General features: G+C 73.0%; 16 protein-coding genes. 12 read left to right on the plus strand and 4 right to left on the minus strand.

The window, feature by feature from the left end:
* Window positions 1-73: 73 nt before the first annotated feature.
* A complete protein-coding gene (locus ACPYO6_RS12260; RefSeq protein ID WP_425714934.1) occupies window positions 74-1,093 on the minus strand; it encodes an acyl-CoA thioesterase in 1,020 nt (339 codons plus the stop codon).
* Window positions 1,090-1,506, minus strand: a complete 417-nt coding sequence (locus ACPYO6_RS12265) for a globin (RefSeq protein ID WP_425714933.1) — start codon at window positions 1,504-1,506, stop codon at window positions 1,090-1,092. The genes ACPYO6_RS12260 and ACPYO6_RS12265 overlap by 4 nt, the downstream gene beginning before the upstream one ends.
* A 139-nt stretch (window positions 1,507-1,645) precedes the next feature.
* Here ACPYO6_RS12265 and malQ point away from each other — a divergent pair, with 139 nt between their 5' ends.
* Window positions 1,646-3,787: a 4-alpha-glucanotransferase gene (gene malQ / locus ACPYO6_RS12270; RefSeq protein ID WP_425715054.1), complete on the plus strand. Its 2,142-nt coding sequence runs from the start codon at window positions 1,646-1,648 to the stop codon at window positions 3,785-3,787.
* A gap of 145 nt (window positions 3,788-3,932) precedes the next feature.
* On the opposite strand, the gene pepN is transcribed toward malQ, so the two are convergent.
* Window positions 3,933-6,530, minus strand: coding sequence for an aminopeptidase N (pepN, locus tag ACPYO6_RS12275; protein WP_425714932.1), 2,598 nt, complete (start codon window positions 6,528-6,530; stop codon window positions 3,933-3,935).
* A 160-nt stretch (window positions 6,531-6,690) separates the two neighbouring features.
* Here pepN and ACPYO6_RS12280 point away from each other — a divergent pair, with 160 nt between their 5' ends.
* The 10 genes from ACPYO6_RS12280 (at window position 6,691) to ACPYO6_RS12325 (ending at window position 14,291) form a co-directional block, all read left to right on the plus strand.
* Entirely contained in the window at window positions 6,691-7,317 is a 627-nt protein-coding gene (locus ACPYO6_RS12280) for a disulfide bond formation protein DsbA (RefSeq protein ID WP_425714931.1), read from the plus strand.
* Window positions 7,318-7,389: 72 nt separating this feature from the next.
* A complete protein-coding gene (locus ACPYO6_RS12285) occupies window positions 7,390-8,163 on the plus strand; it encodes a hypothetical protein (RefSeq protein ID WP_425714930.1) in 774 nt (257 codons plus the stop codon).
* A 511-nt stretch (window positions 8,164-8,674) separates the two neighbouring features.
* Entirely contained in the window at window positions 8,675-9,064 is a 390-nt protein-coding gene (locus ACPYO6_RS12290; RefSeq protein ID WP_425714929.1) for a hypothetical protein, read from the plus strand.
* Between the two features lie 172 nt (window positions 9,065-9,236).
* On the plus strand, window positions 9,237-9,992 hold the full coding sequence (locus ACPYO6_RS12295) for a hypothetical protein (protein WP_425714928.1): 756 nt from the start codon (window positions 9,237-9,239) through the stop codon (window positions 9,990-9,992).
* A 43-nt stretch (window positions 9,993-10,035) separates the two neighbouring features.
* Entirely contained in the window at window positions 10,036-10,587 is a 552-nt protein-coding gene (locus ACPYO6_RS12300; protein ID WP_425714927.1) for a hypothetical protein, read from the plus strand.
* Window positions 10,588-10,603: 16 nt separating this feature from the next.
* On the plus strand, window positions 10,604-10,873 hold the full coding sequence (locus ACPYO6_RS12305) for a hypothetical protein (protein ID WP_425714926.1): 270 nt from the start codon (window positions 10,604-10,606) through the stop codon (window positions 10,871-10,873).
* 96 nt (window positions 10,874-10,969) lie between these two features.
* Window positions 10,970-11,602 carry a hypothetical protein gene (locus ACPYO6_RS12310; protein ID WP_425714925.1) on the plus strand — a complete coding sequence of 211 codons (633 nt, stop codon included), beginning with the start codon at window positions 10,970-10,972 and terminating at the stop codon, window positions 11,600-11,602.
* 77 nt (window positions 11,603-11,679) lie between these two features.
* Entirely contained in the window at window positions 11,680-12,423 is a 744-nt protein-coding gene (locus tag ACPYO6_RS12315) for a hypothetical protein (RefSeq protein WP_425714924.1), read from the plus strand.
* Window positions 12,424-12,589: 166 nt separating this feature from the next.
* A complete protein-coding gene (locus tag ACPYO6_RS12320; protein WP_425714923.1) occupies window positions 12,590-13,336 on the plus strand; it encodes a hypothetical protein in 747 nt (248 codons plus the stop codon).
* 181 nt (window positions 13,337-13,517) lie between these two features.
* Window positions 13,518-14,291, plus strand: a complete 774-nt coding sequence (locus ACPYO6_RS12325; RefSeq protein ID WP_425714922.1) for a hypothetical protein — start codon at window positions 13,518-13,520, stop codon at window positions 14,289-14,291.
* A gap of 93 nt (window positions 14,292-14,384) precedes the next feature.
* On the opposite strand, the gene ACPYO6_RS12330 is transcribed toward ACPYO6_RS12325, so the two are convergent.
* Complete coding sequence (locus ACPYO6_RS12330; protein WP_425714921.1) at window positions 14,385-16,448, minus strand: M13 family metallopeptidase; 2,064 nt, start codon at window positions 16,446-16,448, stop codon at window positions 14,385-14,387.
* A gap of 45 nt (window positions 16,449-16,493) precedes the next feature.
* Here ACPYO6_RS12330 and ACPYO6_RS12335 point away from each other — a divergent pair, with 45 nt between their 5' ends.
* Entirely contained in the window at window positions 16,494-16,937 is a 444-nt protein-coding gene (locus tag ACPYO6_RS12335) for a ribose-5-phosphate isomerase (protein ID WP_425714920.1), read from the plus strand.
* Window positions 16,938-16,948 lie beyond the last annotated feature (11 nt).

Consider the following 16,948-nt stretch of genomic DNA (forward strand, 5'->3'; position numbering starts at 1 on the left):
GCGCGCACGAGGCCCGAGCCCGCGCCCGATCGGGCACGTCCTGCCCGGGCGCGCCTCGTCGTCGTGCAGGTGTCTATCGCAGGGACGGCCGGCGCCACTGCTCGCCGGGACCCGACCCCGAGACGTGCGGCTGGGGCTCGGGCACGCGGACCATGCCCTCCTGCCCGATGGTCGACACGAGCGCGCCGGAGCGGTCGTAGACCTCGGCGGTCCCGAGGCCACGGCCGCCCTGCGCGGACGGCGAGCGCTGGACGAACAGCAGCCAGTCGTCGACCCGCAGCTCTCGGTGCCACCACATCGAGTGGTCGAGCGAGGCCATCGAGAGCCCGTCCGTGCGCCACGTCAGTCCCTGTCGACGCAGCACCGGCTCGAGCATCACCTGGTCGCAGGCATAGGCGAGCAGGGCGCGGTGGAGGAGCTGGCTGCTGCCCTCGGGCAACGGGGCACGAGCCCGCATCCAGAGCATCTGCGTGTCGGACCTGTCCGGGTCCGGCCCCAGGTAGATGCTCGGCCCCACGTGCCGGATGTCGAACGCCGCGGTCGAGGACATGAACCGCGCGACGGGGTGGTCGACGGACTCGAACAGGTCGATCGCGCTCGGCAGCGTCTCCGGGTCCGGCGCGTCCGGTGCGGGGTCGTGGTGCTCGAGCCCCGGCTGGGTCTCCTGGAACGAGAAGATGATCGACAGGATCGGCTTCCCGCCCTGGAATGCGTGGCTGCGGCGGGTGGAGAACGAGCGGCCGTCGTGCAGGCGCTCGACGGCAAGGGTCACCCCGTGGTCGGCGTTGCCCGGGCGCAGGAAGTAGCCGTGGGCGGAGTGCAGCAGGCGTGGGCCGTCCCCGTCGTCGACGAGCGTGTCGTCGGCCGCGAGGATCGCCTGGGCGAGCACCTGCCCGCCGTAGATCCGCCCCGACAGCTGCGGCAGGGACTCCGCCGCGTACGTGTCGTCGCCGGTGCGCTCGAGGCGCATGGCGTCGAGGATGCGCCGCATCTGCTCCGAGTCGCTGCTCGGGACGTCGAGCACGCCCGACCGGTCGCCCGGCGGGGGAGGCACCGAGGGCACGCCGACGTGCGTCGTCTGCTCATCGCTCACGGCCGCGGCTCCAGCGTGTTGATCATCGCGTCGGCGGCGCGGACGAAGTAGTCCCACATGGCCTGCTCGGACTCGGGGTCGAGCCCGGCGTCGTCGAGGGCGGCGCGCATGTGCGTGAGCCACCGGTCCCGAGCGTCCGGGGTCACGCGGAACGGCGCGTGACGCATCCGCAGACGCGGGTGGCCGCGCTCCTCGGAGTACGTGGTGGGCCCGCCCCAGTACTGCTCGAGGAACATCCGCAGGCGCCGCTCGCCGCCCTCGACGTCGCCCTCGTACATCGGCGCGAGCACCTCGTCCGTGGCGACGCCCTCGTAGAAGCGACGGGCGAGCAGCTCGAAGGTCTCGTGGCCGCCGAGGCGGGCGAACAGCGCCGCGCGCTCGGCCAGCTGGGTCGATCGGTCGCTCGTCGTCATCGCCCCATTGTCACCCGTGGAACCCTTGCGGCAACACGGCACAACCTCACGGCGTCCGCCGTTCTGCTCTGGCAGGATCATGATGTTCCACCGAACCTCGACGGCCGGCCAGCGCGGGCCTCACGTAAGGAGCTCAATGATGGACGCCGACGACGCCGTGGCACCCTCGCAGGCCCTCGCGCGTCTGGCGGACCTCAAGGGGGTCGCCACCGAGTTCTGGGACTTCCACGGGAAGCACCGGACGATCAGCGCGGCCACGATCCGGTCGGCGCTGCGGGCCCTGGGTGTCCCGGCGGACACCGACGACGAGGTCGCCGAGTCCCTCGAGGAGCACGAGCTGGCGCCCTGGCGCGAGGTCCTGCCCGACTCGGTGGTCGTGCGGCAGGGGCACGAGTCCCGGCTGTCGGTCTACGTCCCGCTGGGCACCGACGTCCACGTCGAGGTGCGCCTCGAGGACGGCGAGCGGTGGGAGCTGAGCCCCGCGGCCGAGCCGCCCGAGATGCGGGAGGTCGACGGCCGCACGCAGTCGAGGGTGGAGTTCGTCGTCCCCGCCGACCTGCCGCTCGGCTGGCACACGGTGGTCGCCAAGCCCGCGGGTGCTCGGCGTCGTCGTGCACCCATGGCCGTGACGCCGGACCGCCTGCAGCTTCCCGAGCTCGAGGGCGGCCGCGGCTGGGGGCTCAGCGCCCAGCTGTACTCCGTGCGGTCGCGCCGCTCCTGGGGGCTGGGGGACGCCGCGGACCTCGCCGAGCTGGCCGCGCTCGCCGGGGGTTCCGGCGCCGACTTCATCCTCATCAACCCGCTGCACGCCGCGCAGCCGGTGCAGGGGATGGAGACGTCCCCCTACCTCCCGGTCACGCGCCGGTTCGTCAACCCGATCTACCTGCGCCCCGAGGAGATCCACGAGGCCACCTACCTCTCCGGCCCCGAGCGCTCGCTCGTGCAGTGGGCGGCGGACGAGGTGCGCCCCCTCAACGAGACGAACGAGCCCCTCGACCGCGACGCCGTGTGGGCGGCCAAGCTCCAGGCGCTCGAGGTGATCTTCGCCGCCGGCCGCAGCGCCGCGCGGCAGCAGGCGTTCGAGCGGTTCCGGGCGGACGAGGGCGAGGGCCTGGAGGACTTCGCCCTGTGGTGCGCGCTGCTCGAGGACCAGGCCGGCGAGCCGTGGCCGGTCGAGCTCACCGACCCCGCAAGCCCGCAGGTGGCGCTCAAGCGCTCCGAGCTCGCGGACCGGGTCGAATTCTTCGCGTGGCTCCAGTGGGTGCTCGACGAGCAGCTCGCGGCGGCGCAGCGCGCGGCAACGGAGTCCGGCATGCGGCTCGGCATCATGCACGACCTCGCCGTCGGGGTGGACTCCCAGGGCGCCGAGCGCTGGTCCGGCCAGGAGGTCTTCGCCGCCGGCATCGAGGTCGGCGCGCCGCCGGACATGTACAACCAGCAGGGCCAGAACTGGTCCCAGCCCCCGTGGCGGCCCGACGCTCTCGCGCGCACCGCCTACGCCCCGCTGCGGCAGATGCTGCGCACAGTGCTGCGCCACGCCGGCGCGATCCGGGTCGACCACGTGGCCGGCTTGTTCCGCCTGTGGTGGATCCCCACCGACGGCGGGGCCGACCAGGGCACCTACGTCAGCTACGACCACGAGGCGATGGTCGGCGTCCTGCTGCTCGAGGCGCACCGCGCGGGCGCGGTGGTCATCGGGGAGGACCTCGGCACGGTCGAGCCCTGGGTGCGCGACTACCTCGAGGAGCGCGGCGTCCTCGGCACGCAGGTGTTCTGGTTCGAGAAGGACGAGGACGGGCGGCCGAAGGAGCCCGCGGACTACCGGCGGCTCGCGCTCGCGACCGTCGACACGCACGACCTGCCGCCCGTCGCGGGGTACCTCGCCGACGAGCACGTCGACCTGCGCGAGCGCCTCGGCCTGCTGGTGGAGCCGGTCGAGCAGGTCCGGGCCGAGTCCGCGCTCGAGCGTCGCCGCACCGTGGAGCGCCTGCGCGAGCACGGGCTGGTCGGCGAGGACCCCTCGGAGCGCGAGATCCTCGAGGCGCTGCACGCCTACGTCGCCGCGACGCCGAGCTACCTCGTGGGCGTCTCGCTCGTCGACGCGGTGGGGGAGCGGCGCGCCCAGAACCAGCCCGGAACGCACACCGAGTACCCGAACTGGAAGGTGCCGCTCGCCGACGGCACCGAGCAGGTGGTCCTCCTCGACGACCTGCACGCCCACCCGCGCGTCCGCTCGCTCGTGGCGACGGTCGAGCGCGCGATGGGCCGCCAGGGTCGCTGACCCGGGCGCGGGTGCCTGCTCCGGCCCTCGACGTAGGGAATCGGGCGGTGAGTGCGGGGATCCGGTCCCCGCACTCACCACCCGATCGCCGCATTCGTCGCTGAGGGTGGTCGCCGGGCTGGTGCTTCACCGGCGGCCCCCTACCTCAGCGGCCCGCGTCGACCGCCTGGGCGCGTACCGCGCGCTCCGCCGTGTCGAGCCGCTCGGCGACGAGGCGGCGCAGGGCGGCCGGCGCGTCGGCGTTCGCCTCGAGCCAGGCGCGGGTCTCGGCCACGACGTCGACGCCGGCCTCGTCCGCGCGTCCCGCCAGTGCGGCCGGGAACGCGAGCGTGGCCACGTTCTGCGCCATCTCGTTCGTCTGCTCGGTCCACACCCGCACCAGCGCGTCGAGGTAGCGGCGCACGTACGGGGCGAGGAGCTGCGGGTCACGCACGTCGGCGAACCCGAGGGCGGCGTACCGCTGCTGGGTGTTCGGCAGGTTCGCGGCCTCGACGATGTTCTCCCACACCCACTGCTTGGCCTCCGCGGTGGGGCGGGCGGCCCGGACCCACACGGCGTACTCGCGGCCGGTCGCCGACGGGTCGGCCGCGAGGGCCGCCTCGACGTCGTCGTCCGTGACGGCCCCGGCGAGCGCGAGCCCGCGCAGGACCTCCCACCGCTGCTGGGCGTCGACCTCCTGGCCGGCCAGAGGCGCGGTGCCGTCGACCCAGCCGCGGACGGTCGCCACCTGCTCGTCGGTGACCACGAGCTGGGCGGCCGCCCGCGAGAGCTGGAGCTGGGCGTCGGACCCGGCCTCGGCGAGGACCGCGAGGTCGTCCGCCACGGCGGCCCGGACCTGGTCGCGCGTGGTCGGGTCGGAGTACCGCTCGACGGCGGTGCGCACGTTCGCGAGCAGCACCCGCATCGCGGTGGGCTGCTGCTCGGAGGCCAGCGCCCGCAGCGCGAGGTCGAGGTACCGGCTCGCGGCCCACTGACCGTCACGCGTCATGTCCCACGCGGACGCGAGCACGAGGGTGCGCGGCATCGCCTCGGCGAACGCGTCGACGTGCTTGGTGGCCGCGGCGAGCGAGCGGTCGTCGAGCCGGACCTTGGCGTAGGAGAGGTCCTCGTCGTTGACGAGCAGCACCGCGGGCCAGGGCCGGCCCACGATCTCCGGCAGCTCGGTGCGCGCGCCGTCGACGTCGACCTCCTCGGACCAGCTGCGCACGAGCCGTTCGCCGTCGAGCTCGTACCCCGCCACCGCGAGCCGGTGCGGGCGCTGGACCGGGTGCGCGTCCGGCACGGACTGGAGGATCGCGGCGGTGGCGATCCGCTCGACGCCCTCGTCGTCCTTCTCGGTCGTCACCTCCGGCGTGAGCGTCGTGACGCCGGCGGACTCGAGCCACACGGTCGACCACGCCCGCAGGTCGCGCCCGGAGGCGGCCTCGAGCTCGACGAGCAGGTCGGACAGCTCGGTGTTGCCGAAGGCGTGCGCGGCGAAGTAGCGGCGCAGGCCCGTGAGGAAGGCGTCCTTCCCGACGAAGGTGACGAGCTGGGTGAGGACCGAGGAGCCCTTGGCGTAGGTGATCCCGTCGAAGTTGACCTCGACGTCCTCGAGGTCCTCGATCGACGCGACGATCGGGTGGGTCGTCGGCAGCTGGTCCTGGTCGAGCGCCCAGGCCTTCTCCAGCGACGTGAAGGTCACCCACGAGTCGTCGATCCCCAGGCCCTCGGCGGCGGCGAGGTGGGACGCGTACTCGGCGAACGACTCGTTGAGCCACAGGTCGTTCCACCACCGCATGGTCACGAGGTCGCCGAACCACATGTGGGCGAGCTCGTGGAGGATCGTGATGACGCGGCGCTCGCGCACGGCGCCGGACACGGGCCCGCGGAAGACGTAGTTCTCGAGATAGGTGACGAGGCCGACGTTCTCCATCGCGCCCGCGTTGAACTCCGGGACGAACACCTGGTCGTACTTCGTGAACGGGTAGGGGCGGTCGAACGCCTCCTCGTAGAAGGCGAAGCCCTGGCGGGTGACGTCCATGATCGTCTCGGCGTCGAGGTGCTCGGCGATCGAGGCGCGCGCGTAGACGCCGAGGGGGATCGTCCGGCCGTCGCTCGAGGTGAGCTCGCCGGTGGTCCCGGCGTACGGGCCGGCGACGATCGCCGTGAGGTAGGTCGAGATGCGGGCGGTGGGGGCGAACGTCCAGGTCCGCGCGTCGGCCTCGGAGTCGCCGTCGGCACCGGGGTCGACCGGGGCGTCGCTCACCTCGGCGGCCGCCTCGTTGGAGAAGACCGTCCAGCTCGCGGGGGCCGTGACGACGAAGCTGAACTCGGCCTTGAGGTCCGGCTGCTCGAAGCACGCGAACACGCGACGCGCGTCGGCCACCTCGAACTGCGAGTAGAGGTAGACGTTCTCGTCGACCGGGTCGACGAACCGGTGCAGGCCCTCGCCGGTGGTCATGTAGGCGCCGTCGGCCTCGACGACGATCTCGTTGGTCTCCGCGAGGCCCGTCAGCTCGATGCGCGAGTCGGCGAACGCGGACGTGTCGACGTCGGACCCGTTGAGCGTGATCCGGTGGACGACCGGCGCGATGAGGTCGAGGAACGTGGACGCGCCGGGGGTGGCCGCGAAGGTGAGCGTCGTCGTCGAACCGAACACCTCGGGTCCACGGGTGAGGTCGAGCTCGACCCGGTAGGTCTGCGTGGCCACGACGGAGGCGCGCTCGGCGGCCTCCGCCCGGGTGAGGTTCTCTGCGGGCACGAGGGCTCCTGTGGATCGGGGGATGACGCACCGGGACCGCCGTGGTCCCGGCCGGGCGCAGGAGCGCCGTCAGGCAGCGTAACCGCGTCCGGGCGCGGGCCGCCGTCGACACCCTGTGCCGCTCCCGCCGACCGGCCCGACCCCGTGGGACGATGAGGTCATGACGGACTCCGCCTCGTTCCAGCCGCACGACGTCGACCTGTTCTTCGACCCCCACTGCCCCTGGGCGTGGATGACCTCCCGCTGGCTCACCGAGGTCGCCGAGGCCCGCGGGCTCAACCTCCACCTCCACCTCATGCCGCTCGTCATCGTCAACGAGGGCAAGGACGTCCCCGCCGACTACCGCGCGGGCCTCGACCGCCAGTGGGGCGTGGTGCGCGTCTTCCAGGCCGCCAAGGAGCGCCTGACCGCCGAGCAGTTCGCCGCGCTCTACACGGCCGTCGGCACGAAGTTCCACCCGGAGGACCGCAAGAGCGAGGAGCTCGCGGTCGTGACCGAGGCGCTCGCCGAGCTCGACCTGCCGGCGGACCTCGTCGAGGCCGCCGAGGACTCCTCTCTCGACGAGGCCTTCCGGGCGACGACGGCCACCGCCCAGAAGCTGGTCGGCGACGACGTCGGCGTGCCGGTCATCAAGTACGGCGACGGCGCGTTCTTCGGCCCGGTCGTCACCCCCGCCCCCACGGGCGAGGACGCGCTGCGCCTGTGGGACGGCTTCGCGCTCGTCGTCTCCGTGCCCGGGCTCTACGAGCTCAAGCGCACCCGGACCTCGGGTCCGATCCTCGCCTGACCCCCTGATCGACCCGACGCGTGCCGGCGCACCGGCACGGCGGTTCGTCCCCGTCCCCTGAGAAGGAGTCCCATGCGGCACGGTCGCACCCTCGGCGCCGGCGCGGCGCTCGTCCTCGCGGCGGCGCTCGCCGCCTGCTCACCCGTCGAGAGCCTCGACGACGAGGAGACGAGCGAGTCCCAGGAGTCCCCGTCCGGGTCCTCGAGCTCCGAGGGTCCGGCGGAGGAGGAGACCGAGGAGTCGAGCACGGCCGACGACGACGAGGGCGCCGGGTCCGCCGCTGAGCCCAACGGCCCCGCGGAGGACGAGCCCAGGGACTCCCCGAGCGACGGGGCCGGCGAGGAACCGACCTCCGAGGAGGGCGACGACGACGCGGAGGGCGAGGCGCCGGCCGCCGACGGCGAGCGGATCACGATCGAGCACGACGCCGGCACCGTGTCCTACGCGCTGCCCGAGGGCTGGAACGACCTGTCGTTCGCCTACGAGGGCCACCCGACGATCGTCCTCGGCGCCGCCCCCCTGGAGACCGCCGCCAACGGCACGCAGCTCACGCTCACGGCGATCGAGGGCGGAGCCGGCTCGTTCGAGGCCTACCGCGAGGCGCTCGAGGCCCAGCGGCCGCCGGACGCCGAGATGTCGGAGGCCGACGCGATCACCGTCGACGGTTCCTCGGTACCCGGCCTGCGGGTGGAGATGTCGACGCCGACGGGCGGGTTCGTCCAGTACACCTACCCGATCTACACGGACGGCTACCAGTGGGAGCTCCAGTTCGCGATGGACGCGGGGGACGAGGAGGCGGACCTTCCGGGCCTTCGTCAGGTCGCGGAGTCGATCGACATCGAGTAGACCCGCCAGGCCCCGGGTGATTCGGACGGACTCCCGGTGATGCCGGACGGTCGCGGTCCGACAGGTAGTCCGACCTGGTCAGACGTCCCCATGACAGCGGTTCACCGGACCTCGACCGGCGGATCAATCTGACGTCAGGACAACGCGAAAGATCTCCCCCCGCCACGCAGCCACCGCCACTCTCGCCCTCGCCGCCACGCTCACGCTCGCGGCGTGCGGTGGTGACGACGAGGTTGCTCCCTCGCCCGACGACGACGCCACGACGACCGAGCCCTCGGAGCCGGCCGAGGAGCCGTCGGAGGACGAGGACAGCGACACCGAGGACGACGCGGCCGAGGCGCCCAGCGAGGACGCCCCCGCGGAGGACGAGGACACCGAGGACGACGCGGCCGCCGCCCCGAGCGACGACGCGGCCGAGGCGCCCAGCGACTCCGACGAGCAGGCCCCGGGCGCCGGCGCGACCGGCGAGCTCCCGCAGGTCGAGGTCACCTGGCCCGACGAGTGGGTCGACATGTCCGACCAGGTCCCGGAGCAGCCCGGCATGGGCATGCAGATCTACGGCGTGCCGAGCCAGGACGGCTTCTCGATGAACGCCGTCATCACGACCTACCCGGCGGGCACCGCCCCCGCGGGCTCGTCCTACGGCGACGTGCTCGTCCAGGAGCTCGGCGGCGACTCCGGCTCCCTCAACGAGGTCGGCGAGCGCGACATCGACGGCCACACCGCGACCGGCTACCAGCAGGACGCGAGCGAGTCCGGCTTCACCTTCCGCCAGCGGCTCTACGGCGTGGTCCTCGAGGACGGCAGCATCGTCGAGTTCGTGCTCTCGGCGGAGGTCGACGAGATCACGGAGGGCATGGAGCTCTTCGAGTCGGTGCTCGACTCGGCCACCATCAACTGACCCGAGACCACCAACGACTGACGTCCGACGTCGCCCGCGGCCCGGGACCCCTGCAGGGGTCCCGGGCCTCGGTGCGTCCGCCGATCTGTGGAACCGTCGAACCGCGGAACCATGGGGAGAACTCGCCGCACGACGCATCTTGTCACCGTGTGCGGGATGAGAGACTTCGGCCATGCAGATCTCGACGTCCCCCCGCCACGCCGCCGCCGCGGCCCTCACCCTCGCGACCGCCCTCACCCTCGCCGCCTGCGGCGGTGACGACGACTCCGCGATCGCGCCCTCGCCCGACGAGAACCCTCCGGCGTCCGAGCCTGCCGAGGAGAGCGAGCCCACCGACGAGGAGACCTCCGAGACGGAGAGCGAGCCGGCGGAGGAGACCGAGCCTGCCGAGGAGACGCAGCCCGCCGACGAGGAGACGAGCGAGGACGGCTCCGACGACGCGACGGAGGAGCCGACCGAGGAGGGCTCCGACGCCGCCGCGGGGTCCGGCGACGTGCCCCAGGTCGAGATGCAGTTCCCTGAGGGCTGGACCGACGTGAGCGAGCAGCTCGCCGCCGGCACGGCACCGCTCGAGGTGCAGGCCTACGCGGTGCCGGACGCGGAGCCCGGGACCTTCACGTCCAACATCGTGGTCGTCGCCTACCCGGCCGGCACCGTCCCGAGCGGCTCGTACCGCGATCTTGCCGAGCCGCAGGTCGCGGACCCCTCCAGCCTGCGCGACCTGCCCGAGCGCGAGATCGGCGGGCACCCGGCCGAGGGGTACTCGACCGACGCGTCGCAGCAGGGCATCACGTACCGCCAGCAGCTATACGGGGTCGTCCTCGAGGACGGCAGCGCCGTCGAGATCGTGTACTCGGCGGGCATCGAGTCCGTCGACGAGCACCAGGAGGCCTTCGAGGCGGCGCTCGACTCGGTCGTCATCAACTGACCGACGCCTCCGCCTCCAGCTCGTCGTGACGAAGGATCCGGCCGTGAGTGTTCCCGCCGCGCGTCCGACCGGCCCGCAACCGTCCGCCTCGTCTCCCACCGCTCCGCGTCCGTCCGCCCGACGTCTCGGCGTCAGCGCTCTCGCCCTCTCCCTCACGTTCGTGCTCGCCGCCTGCGGCGGGGACGACGACTCGACGCCCGGCCCCGCTCCCGAGCCGCCGGCCTCGGTCGGCGCGCCCGAGGGCACCGTGGCCCCGAGCGAGGCGGCCCCGAGCGGGGAGACCTCGACCGGGGAGACGCCTTCGGAGGACGAGAGCGCCGAGGAGTCCGGCACGGACGACGCGACCTCCGCACCCGAGGAGTCGAGCTCGGACTCGCGCGTGACCGGGTCGGCCGGTTCCGACGACGACGCCGTCGAGCCGGGTGATCCGGCAGCCGTCGGGGACGGCCGCGTGACGGTCGCACTGCCCGAGGAATGGGAGGCTCAGCCCCAGGAGCCGGGCAGCGGGGGGGCAGGAGGAGACGCTCAGCGCGCTGACCCTCACCGGCCCCGCCGACGTCCGGATCACGCTGTGGGAGCCGGGCTACTGGGGTGACGACTACGCCGAGTCGATGGTGGATCACTGCCGCTCCACGCCGGACGGGCCCGGGCAGGACGCGGCGCTCATCGAGCCGCGGGAGATCCTCGGCACCGAGGCGGACGGGTACGAGGTCACCATCGTCTTCGAGACCGAAGGCGTGGAGGACCAGCTTCTGCACGGCTACGGGCTGATGACGGAGGACGACCAGTTCCTCGAGGTCGTCGTGGGTGCACCCCAGGCCACGTTCGGCGAGTTCGAGCCGGATTTCCAGGCGATCATCGACTCGATCTCGGTCGACTGAGGGGCGTCGACGGGTACCTCCGCGGCGTGTCGCGTGCGGTTCATCTCACGGCGGGCAGGGATGCGAGATCGCGCCGGTGGTGCAAGCGTGGGGGCGATGAGCACCCGACCGACGCACGTCCGCGCCGCCGCAGCACTCGCTGCGACCGCGGGTTGTGCGCTCCTCCTCGCCGCCTGCGGCGGGGGCGAGGACGACTCCGAGAGCACGTCGGGGGAGACCCCCTCGACGGAGAGCTCGGGCGAGTCGTCGTCCGAGTCGTCGTCGGAGTCGTCGTCGGAGAGCCCGACCGCCGAGCCGTTCGACGGCCCGGAGGTCGAGATCACCTGGCCCGAGGGCTGGGAAGACCTGTCGCCGTACATCTCGACCACCCCCGAGGGGGCCGAGGTCCAGGCGTACGGCGACCCGACGAACCAGTTCGCGACCTCCGTCGTCGTCATGTCGTTCGGGGAGTCCACCACCGAGGGTCGGTCGTACGCCGAGATCCTCGAGGAGCAGGGGACCGATCTCGCCGAGCTCCTCGAGCTGCCCGGACGGGAGGTGGACGGAACCCCCGTCACCCCGTACGAGCGCGTCACCGACCCCGGGACCGGCTCGGTCGTCCAGCACCTCTACCCGGTCGAGCTCGACGACGGCGGTCTCGTGGAGATCACCCTGGTCGCCGAGGAGACCGAGTTCGCCAGCCTCATACCGACCTTCGACGAGATCCTCGCATCCGTCGTCATCGACTGAGTGAGGAAGGTCCCACGGGGAGATCTCCCCGTCGATCCTTCCCGTACTCGACAGACCCCTACCGGAAAGTGGTTCACATGAACATCACCCACAAGCCTGTCCGTCGCTCCCTCGTCGCGGCCGCCGCGCTCGGCGCCGGCCTCACGCTCGCCGCCTGCGGCGGGGGCGACGACGAGGAGACGACCACCACCGAGGAGGAGGCTCCGGAGACCGAGGAGGAGCCCGAGGCTCCCTCGGACGGCGGGGAGACCGAGTCCGACGCCGCCGAGACCGGGTCCGAGACCGAGTCCGACGACGCAGCGGGCCTCCCCCCGGAGACCGAGAGCGAGGCCGGTTCGGCCGGCGCGGCGCCCGGCGGCGAGTCCGAGAGCGGCGCCACCGGCGAGGAGCGCATCGAGATCACCTGGCCCGAGGGCTGGGAGGACCTGTCCGCGGCCGCCGGCGAGATGCCGATCCCGGAGGGCGTCGAGGAGATGCACGCCTACGGCACGACCGACTCGGCCAGCTTCGCCACGAACGTCACGGCCATCCGTTACGCGCCCGGCATCATGGGCGACGGCTCCTACATCGAGCTGCTCGAGCAGAGCGGCCAGGACACCTCGGCCTACACCGAGCTCGAGCCGCGCGACATCGACGGGAACGAGGCCGAGGGCCTCGAGTTCGAGCAGGACGCCCAGGGCACCGCCATCGTGCAGCGCGCCTACGGCTTCCAGCTCGAGGACGGCTCGTTCGTCGAGATCGTCCTCTCGTCCTCCGCCGACGAGTTCGAGGCCAACGAGGAGGACTTCAACGCGATCCTCGACTCGATCACGATCAACTGACCCGCTGAGGTGAGGTCCTGAGGGACCGCCCCGCAGGTCGCACGACGGCGTCGCCCACCTCGGGCGGCGCCGTCGTCGTGCGTGATGGGTGTCGGCACGAATGGTGGGGGAGCCCCGTGCGGATCCCGGTCCCACGCCTGTGGCGCCCTGATGCACAGTGGAGGGCATGAGGATCATGCACACGCCTGTCCGTCGATCCCTTGTCGCGGCCGTCGCGCTCGGCGCCGGCCTCACGCTCGCCGCCTGCGGCGGGGGCGACGACGAGGAGACGACCACCACCGAGGACTCCCCGCAGACGTCGGAGGAGCCCGAGGTCACGTCGGGCGGCGCGGGGGACGGCGCGGAGTCCGGGTCCGACGACGGCGCCGAATCGGGCTCCGGGTCCGAGACCGGGTCCGACGACCCCGCGGGCCTGCCGCCCGAGACCGGGAGCGAGTCCGGCTCGGCCGGCCCCGGTGGAGAGTCGGGGAGCGCTGCCGCCGAGGAACGCATCGACATCACCTGGCCCGAGGGCTGGGAGGACCTGGAGACCGACAGCGCCGGCCTGCCCCAGGGGGTGGCCGAAACCCACGCCTACGCGCTCGACCCGGCCGAGCCGTTCCCGACCGGGGCACGCGTCATCCGGTACGCGCCCGGCACGATCGGCGAGGGCACGTTCATGGAGCTGTTCGCGCAGAGCGGCCAGGACACGTCGGAGTTCACCGAGCTCGAGCCGCGCGACATCGGCGGGCACGAGGCGGAGGGCATCGAGACGACGCAGGACCTGGGCGACGGCGAGATGCGCCAGCGCGCCTACGGCTTCCCGCTCGAGGACGGCTCGTACGTCGAGATCTCGGTCCAGTCCCCGGTGGACGACTTCGACAGCCACGAGGAGGACTTCGAGGCGATCCTCGACTCCATCGAGATCAGCTGACCGGCCGAGGGCCGTCCCGAGGGACCGCCTCGCGGGTCGCACGACGGCGTCGCCGATCGCGGGTGGCGCCGTCGTCGTTCGTCGTGGTGCGCCGTCCCGGTGGATGTGGACAGGTGGCGGTTCGGAGCGGACGTGTGGATGACGAGCCGCCCGAGGTGCTGCGCGCGGCCAGCCTGGCCGCATGCGCACACGCACACGCACACGCTCCGGGTCCAGCAACGCCGCTCGCGGCACCTCCCTCACGGCGCTCCTGCTCGCCGCCGGCCTCGCCCTCGCCGGGTGCGGCGACGGCGAGCCGACGGGCGCGTCGGACGGGACGGTCGCGCCCGACGGGGCCCGGTCCTCAGAGTCCGGGGCCGGGTCGGACACCCCGCCCGACGACGACGAACGACCGGTGGATCCCGACCCTGGCTCCGACACCTCGCCCTCGTCCGTACCCGCACCCGAGCCCGATCCGGAGACCGAGGAGACAGAGACGAGGACCGGCTCCGCATCGGAGGACGCGGCGCCGTCCGGCGACCGCGCCCCGGCACCGGACGGGGCGCTGGCCCTCTCGGTGACCTACCCGGACGCGTGGGAGGAGCAGTCCGCCGCGGCGGCGAACCTCCCGCCGGGCTCGCTCGCCATGGCCACAGCGACCGCGGACGGCACGATCGCCGGCTCGACGGTCGTGGTGGAACCGGCCGACGGTCCGGTCGCGGACATGCCCGGCCTCCTTGCGGCGCGCGGGAACGACCCGGCGAGCATCGTCGAGGCGGGGACGCGGGACGTGGCCGGCGAGAGCGTGACGCGCTGGGAGGCGCGCAGCACGTCGGGGGAGTGGGACACGATCGCCTATCCGGTGCCAGGACCGGACGGCGTCGTCGTGCTCGTCATGTTCGTCGTCACCGCCGAGAGGACCGACGTCGTCGAGGAGGACGTCGCGACCGTCCTCGACTCCCTGGCGCTCGGGTGACGTCGGAGGTCGGGACGGCGACTGCGGCGCACCGCCGTCGTGGCGGCGATGCGCCGTCCTGCGCGACTGTCGGCCGCGCGCTGCCCGCCCGGCTCACCAGATGGCGACGCGCTCCTCCGGGGCCCGGTAGCCACCGTCGCCCGGCTGGACGTCGAACGCCCGGTGGAAGGCGTCGAGGTTGGAGGCCGTGACGTTCGCGCGGAACTCGTCGGGGGAGTGCGGGTCGGTGGACATCTGCGTGCGCAGCACCTCGTCGCGGTGCTTCGAGCGCCACACGCGCGCCCACCCGGTGAAGAAGCGCTGCAGGCCGGTGCGGCCGTCGACCACCGGAGCGTCGTCGAGGCTGTCGACCCCCTGCGCGCGCAGGGCGATCGCGTAGGCCTTGAGGCCGATGTCGAGCCCGCCGAGGTCGCCGATGTTCTCGCCGACGGTGAGGGCGCCGTTGACCGAGACCTCCGAGCTCTCGCCGAGCTGGGCGGGCACGAGGCCGTCGTACTGGGCGATGAGGGCGTTCGCGCGCTCCATGAACCGCTCGCGGTCCTCGTCGGTCCACCAGTTCTCGAGCTGGCCGTCGGGGCCGAACTTCGAGCCCTGGTCGTCGAACCCGTGCCCGATCTCGTGGCCGATCACCGTGCCGATGCCGCCGTAGTTGAAGGCGTCGTCGGTCTCCGGGTCGAAGAACGGGGGCTGGAGGATCGCGGCCGGGAAGACGATCTCGTTCCACACCGGGTTGTAGTACGCGTTGACGGTCTGCGGCGTCATCAGCCACTCCCGCCGGTCGACCTCGCCGCCGTAGCGCGACATCTCGTCGTCCCACCAGTACGCGCGCCCGGCGCGCACGGTGGCGACGAGGTCGCCCTCGGTCACGGTGAGGCCCGAGGAGTCGCGGACGATCTCCGGGTACCCGATCTTCGGGTTGAACGCGGCGAGCTTCGCCTGGGCCCGCTCCTTGGTCTCGGGGCTCATCCAGTCCAGCCCGTCGATCGAGACGCGGTATGCCTCGACGAGGTTGGTCACGAGCTCGTCCATGCGCGCCTTGTGCGTGGGCGGGAAGTGCCGCGCGACGTACAGCCGGCCGACGTCCTCGCCGAGCAGGCCCTCGACGAGCCCGACGCCCCGGCGCCAGCGCTCGCGATTCTCCTGCGCGCCGGTGAGCGTGCGCCCCGCGAAGTCGAACCGCTCGGCCACGATCTCCTCGGTGAGCAGGGACGCACGGGAGGCCGCCGCGTGGAAGGACAGCCAGACCTTGAGGTCCTCGAGCGGCGTCTCCGCCCAGGTCTGCGCGGCGCCGACGAGCGCGGACGGCGTGGCGACCAGCAGCTTGAGCTCGCCCTCGGGCAGGCGCAGCCCCGCGTGGTAGGCGTCCCAGTCGAGCCCGGGGGCCGAGCCGGCGAGCTCGACGAAGGACATCGGGTTGTCGATCTTGTCCGCCTCGCGGGTGGCGACGACGTCCCAGTGGTGCGCGGCGATACGCGTCTCGAGCGCGAGGATCCGCTCCGCGGCGCCCGCGCCCTCCCCGGCCTCGACGGCACCGACGAGCTCGAGGAGCCGGGCGACGTGCCCCGCGTACGCCTCGCGTACGGCGGCGTGCTCCGCCTCGCGGTAGTAGGCCTCGTCCGGCAGGCCGATGCCGTCCTGCGCGAACCACACGAGGTAGTCCGGGTCGGAGATGCCGGGGGAGACGTCGATGCCGGCGATGCCGGAGACGCCCGTGCGCTGGAGCTCGCCCATGACGCGGGCGAGCGAGGAGTGGTCGTCGGCACCGCGGACGAGTGCGAGGTCCGCCTCCAGCGGGGCGGCGCCGGCGGCCTCGATCGCGGCCTCGTCCATGAACATCGCGTACACCGCGCCGATCTTGGGCGCGGCACCCGCGGGGTCGGGGTTCTCCGCGGCGGCGTCGGCGCCGGCCTCGGCGACCGACCCGGCGTCCTCGCCCGTCGCGGCCGCCTCGCCGAGCTCCTCGATGAGGGCGCGGACCCGCTCCTCGGAGCGGTCGCGCAGGTCGACGAACCCGCCGATGCGCGCGCGGTCGGACGGGATCTCGGTCTCGGCGATCCAGCGTCCGTTGACGTGGCGGAAGAGATCGTCCTGCGGGCGGACGCCGCGGTCCACGTAGCTCTCGAGGTCGACGGGCTGCTCGGTGCTCGGTGAGGTCATGGCATCCAGCGTATGCGTGGCATGCCGCGTGCCACACTGTGCGCCATGCGCGTCCACATCGCCGCCGACCACGCCGGCTTCGAGCTCAAGTCCGCCCTCTCGGCCCACCTCGCGTCCGCCGGTCACGAGGTCGTCGACCACGGCGCCGAGACCTACGACGCCGAGGACGACTACCCCGGCTTCTGCTTCCAGGCCGGGGAGGCGGTTGTCGCTGACCCCGGCTCGCTCGGGGTCGTCATCGGCGGGTCCGGCAACGGCGAGCAGATCGCCGCCAACAAGGTGCGCGGCGTGCGCGCCGGTCTGGCCTGGTCGGTCGAGACCGCTCGCCTGACCCGGGCGCACAACGACGCCAACGTGGTCGGCGTCGGCGCCCGCATGCACACCCAGGAGGAGGCGTTCGAGATCGTCGACGCCTTCCTCGCCGAGCCGTTCTCGGGCGAGGCGCGCCACCAGCGGCGCATCGACCAGGTGGCCGAGCTCGAGTCGTGAACGGATAGAGG

The sequence above is a fragment of the Georgenia sp. Z1344 genome (assembly GCF_049856295.1).
In the GTDB taxonomy this organism is placed as follows: Bacteria; Actinomycetota; Actinomycetes; order Actinomycetales; family Actinomycetaceae; genus JB111.

Coding starts and splice junctions, on each gene's coding strand:
- ACPYO6_RS12265 (WP_425714933.1), bottom strand. CDS start 1,506: ATGACGACGAGCGACCGATCGACCCAGCTGGCCGAGCGCGCGGCGCTG.
- malQ (WP_425715054.1), top strand. CDS start 1,646: ATGGACGCCGACGACGCCGTGGCACCCTCGCAGGCCCTCGCGCGTCTG.
- ACPYO6_RS12280 (WP_425714931.1), top strand. CDS start 6,691: ATGACGGACTCCGCCTCGTTCCAGCCGCACGACGTCGACCTGTTCTTC.
- ACPYO6_RS12285 (WP_425714930.1), top strand. CDS start 7,390: ATGCGGCACGGTCGCACCCTCGGCGCCGGCGCGGCGCTCGTCCTCGCG.
- ACPYO6_RS12290 (WP_425714929.1), top strand. CDS start 8,675: ATGTCCGACCAGGTCCCGGAGCAGCCCGGCATGGGCATGCAGATCTAC.
- ACPYO6_RS12295 (WP_425714928.1), top strand. CDS start 9,237: ATGCAGATCTCGACGTCCCCCCGCCACGCCGCCGCCGCGGCCCTCACC.
- ACPYO6_RS12305 (WP_425714926.1), top strand. CDS start 10,604: ATGGTGGATCACTGCCGCTCCACGCCGGACGGGCCCGGGCAGGACGCG.
- ACPYO6_RS12310 (WP_425714925.1), top strand. CDS start 10,970: ATGAGCACCCGACCGACGCACGTCCGCGCCGCCGCAGCACTCGCTGCG.
- ACPYO6_RS12315 (WP_425714924.1), top strand. CDS start 11,680: ATGAACATCACCCACAAGCCTGTCCGTCGCTCCCTCGTCGCGGCCGCC.
- ACPYO6_RS12320 (WP_425714923.1), top strand. CDS start 12,590: ATGAGGATCATGCACACGCCTGTCCGTCGATCCCTTGTCGCGGCCGTC.
- ACPYO6_RS12325 (WP_425714922.1), top strand. CDS start 13,518: ATGCGCACACGCACACGCACACGCTCCGGGTCCAGCAACGCCGCTCGC.
- ACPYO6_RS12330 (WP_425714921.1), bottom strand. CDS start 16,448: ATGACCTCACCGAGCACCGAGCAGCCCGTCGACCTCGAGAGCTACGTG.
- ACPYO6_RS12335 (WP_425714920.1), top strand. CDS start 16,494: ATGCGCGTCCACATCGCCGCCGACCACGCCGGCTTCGAGCTCAAGTCC.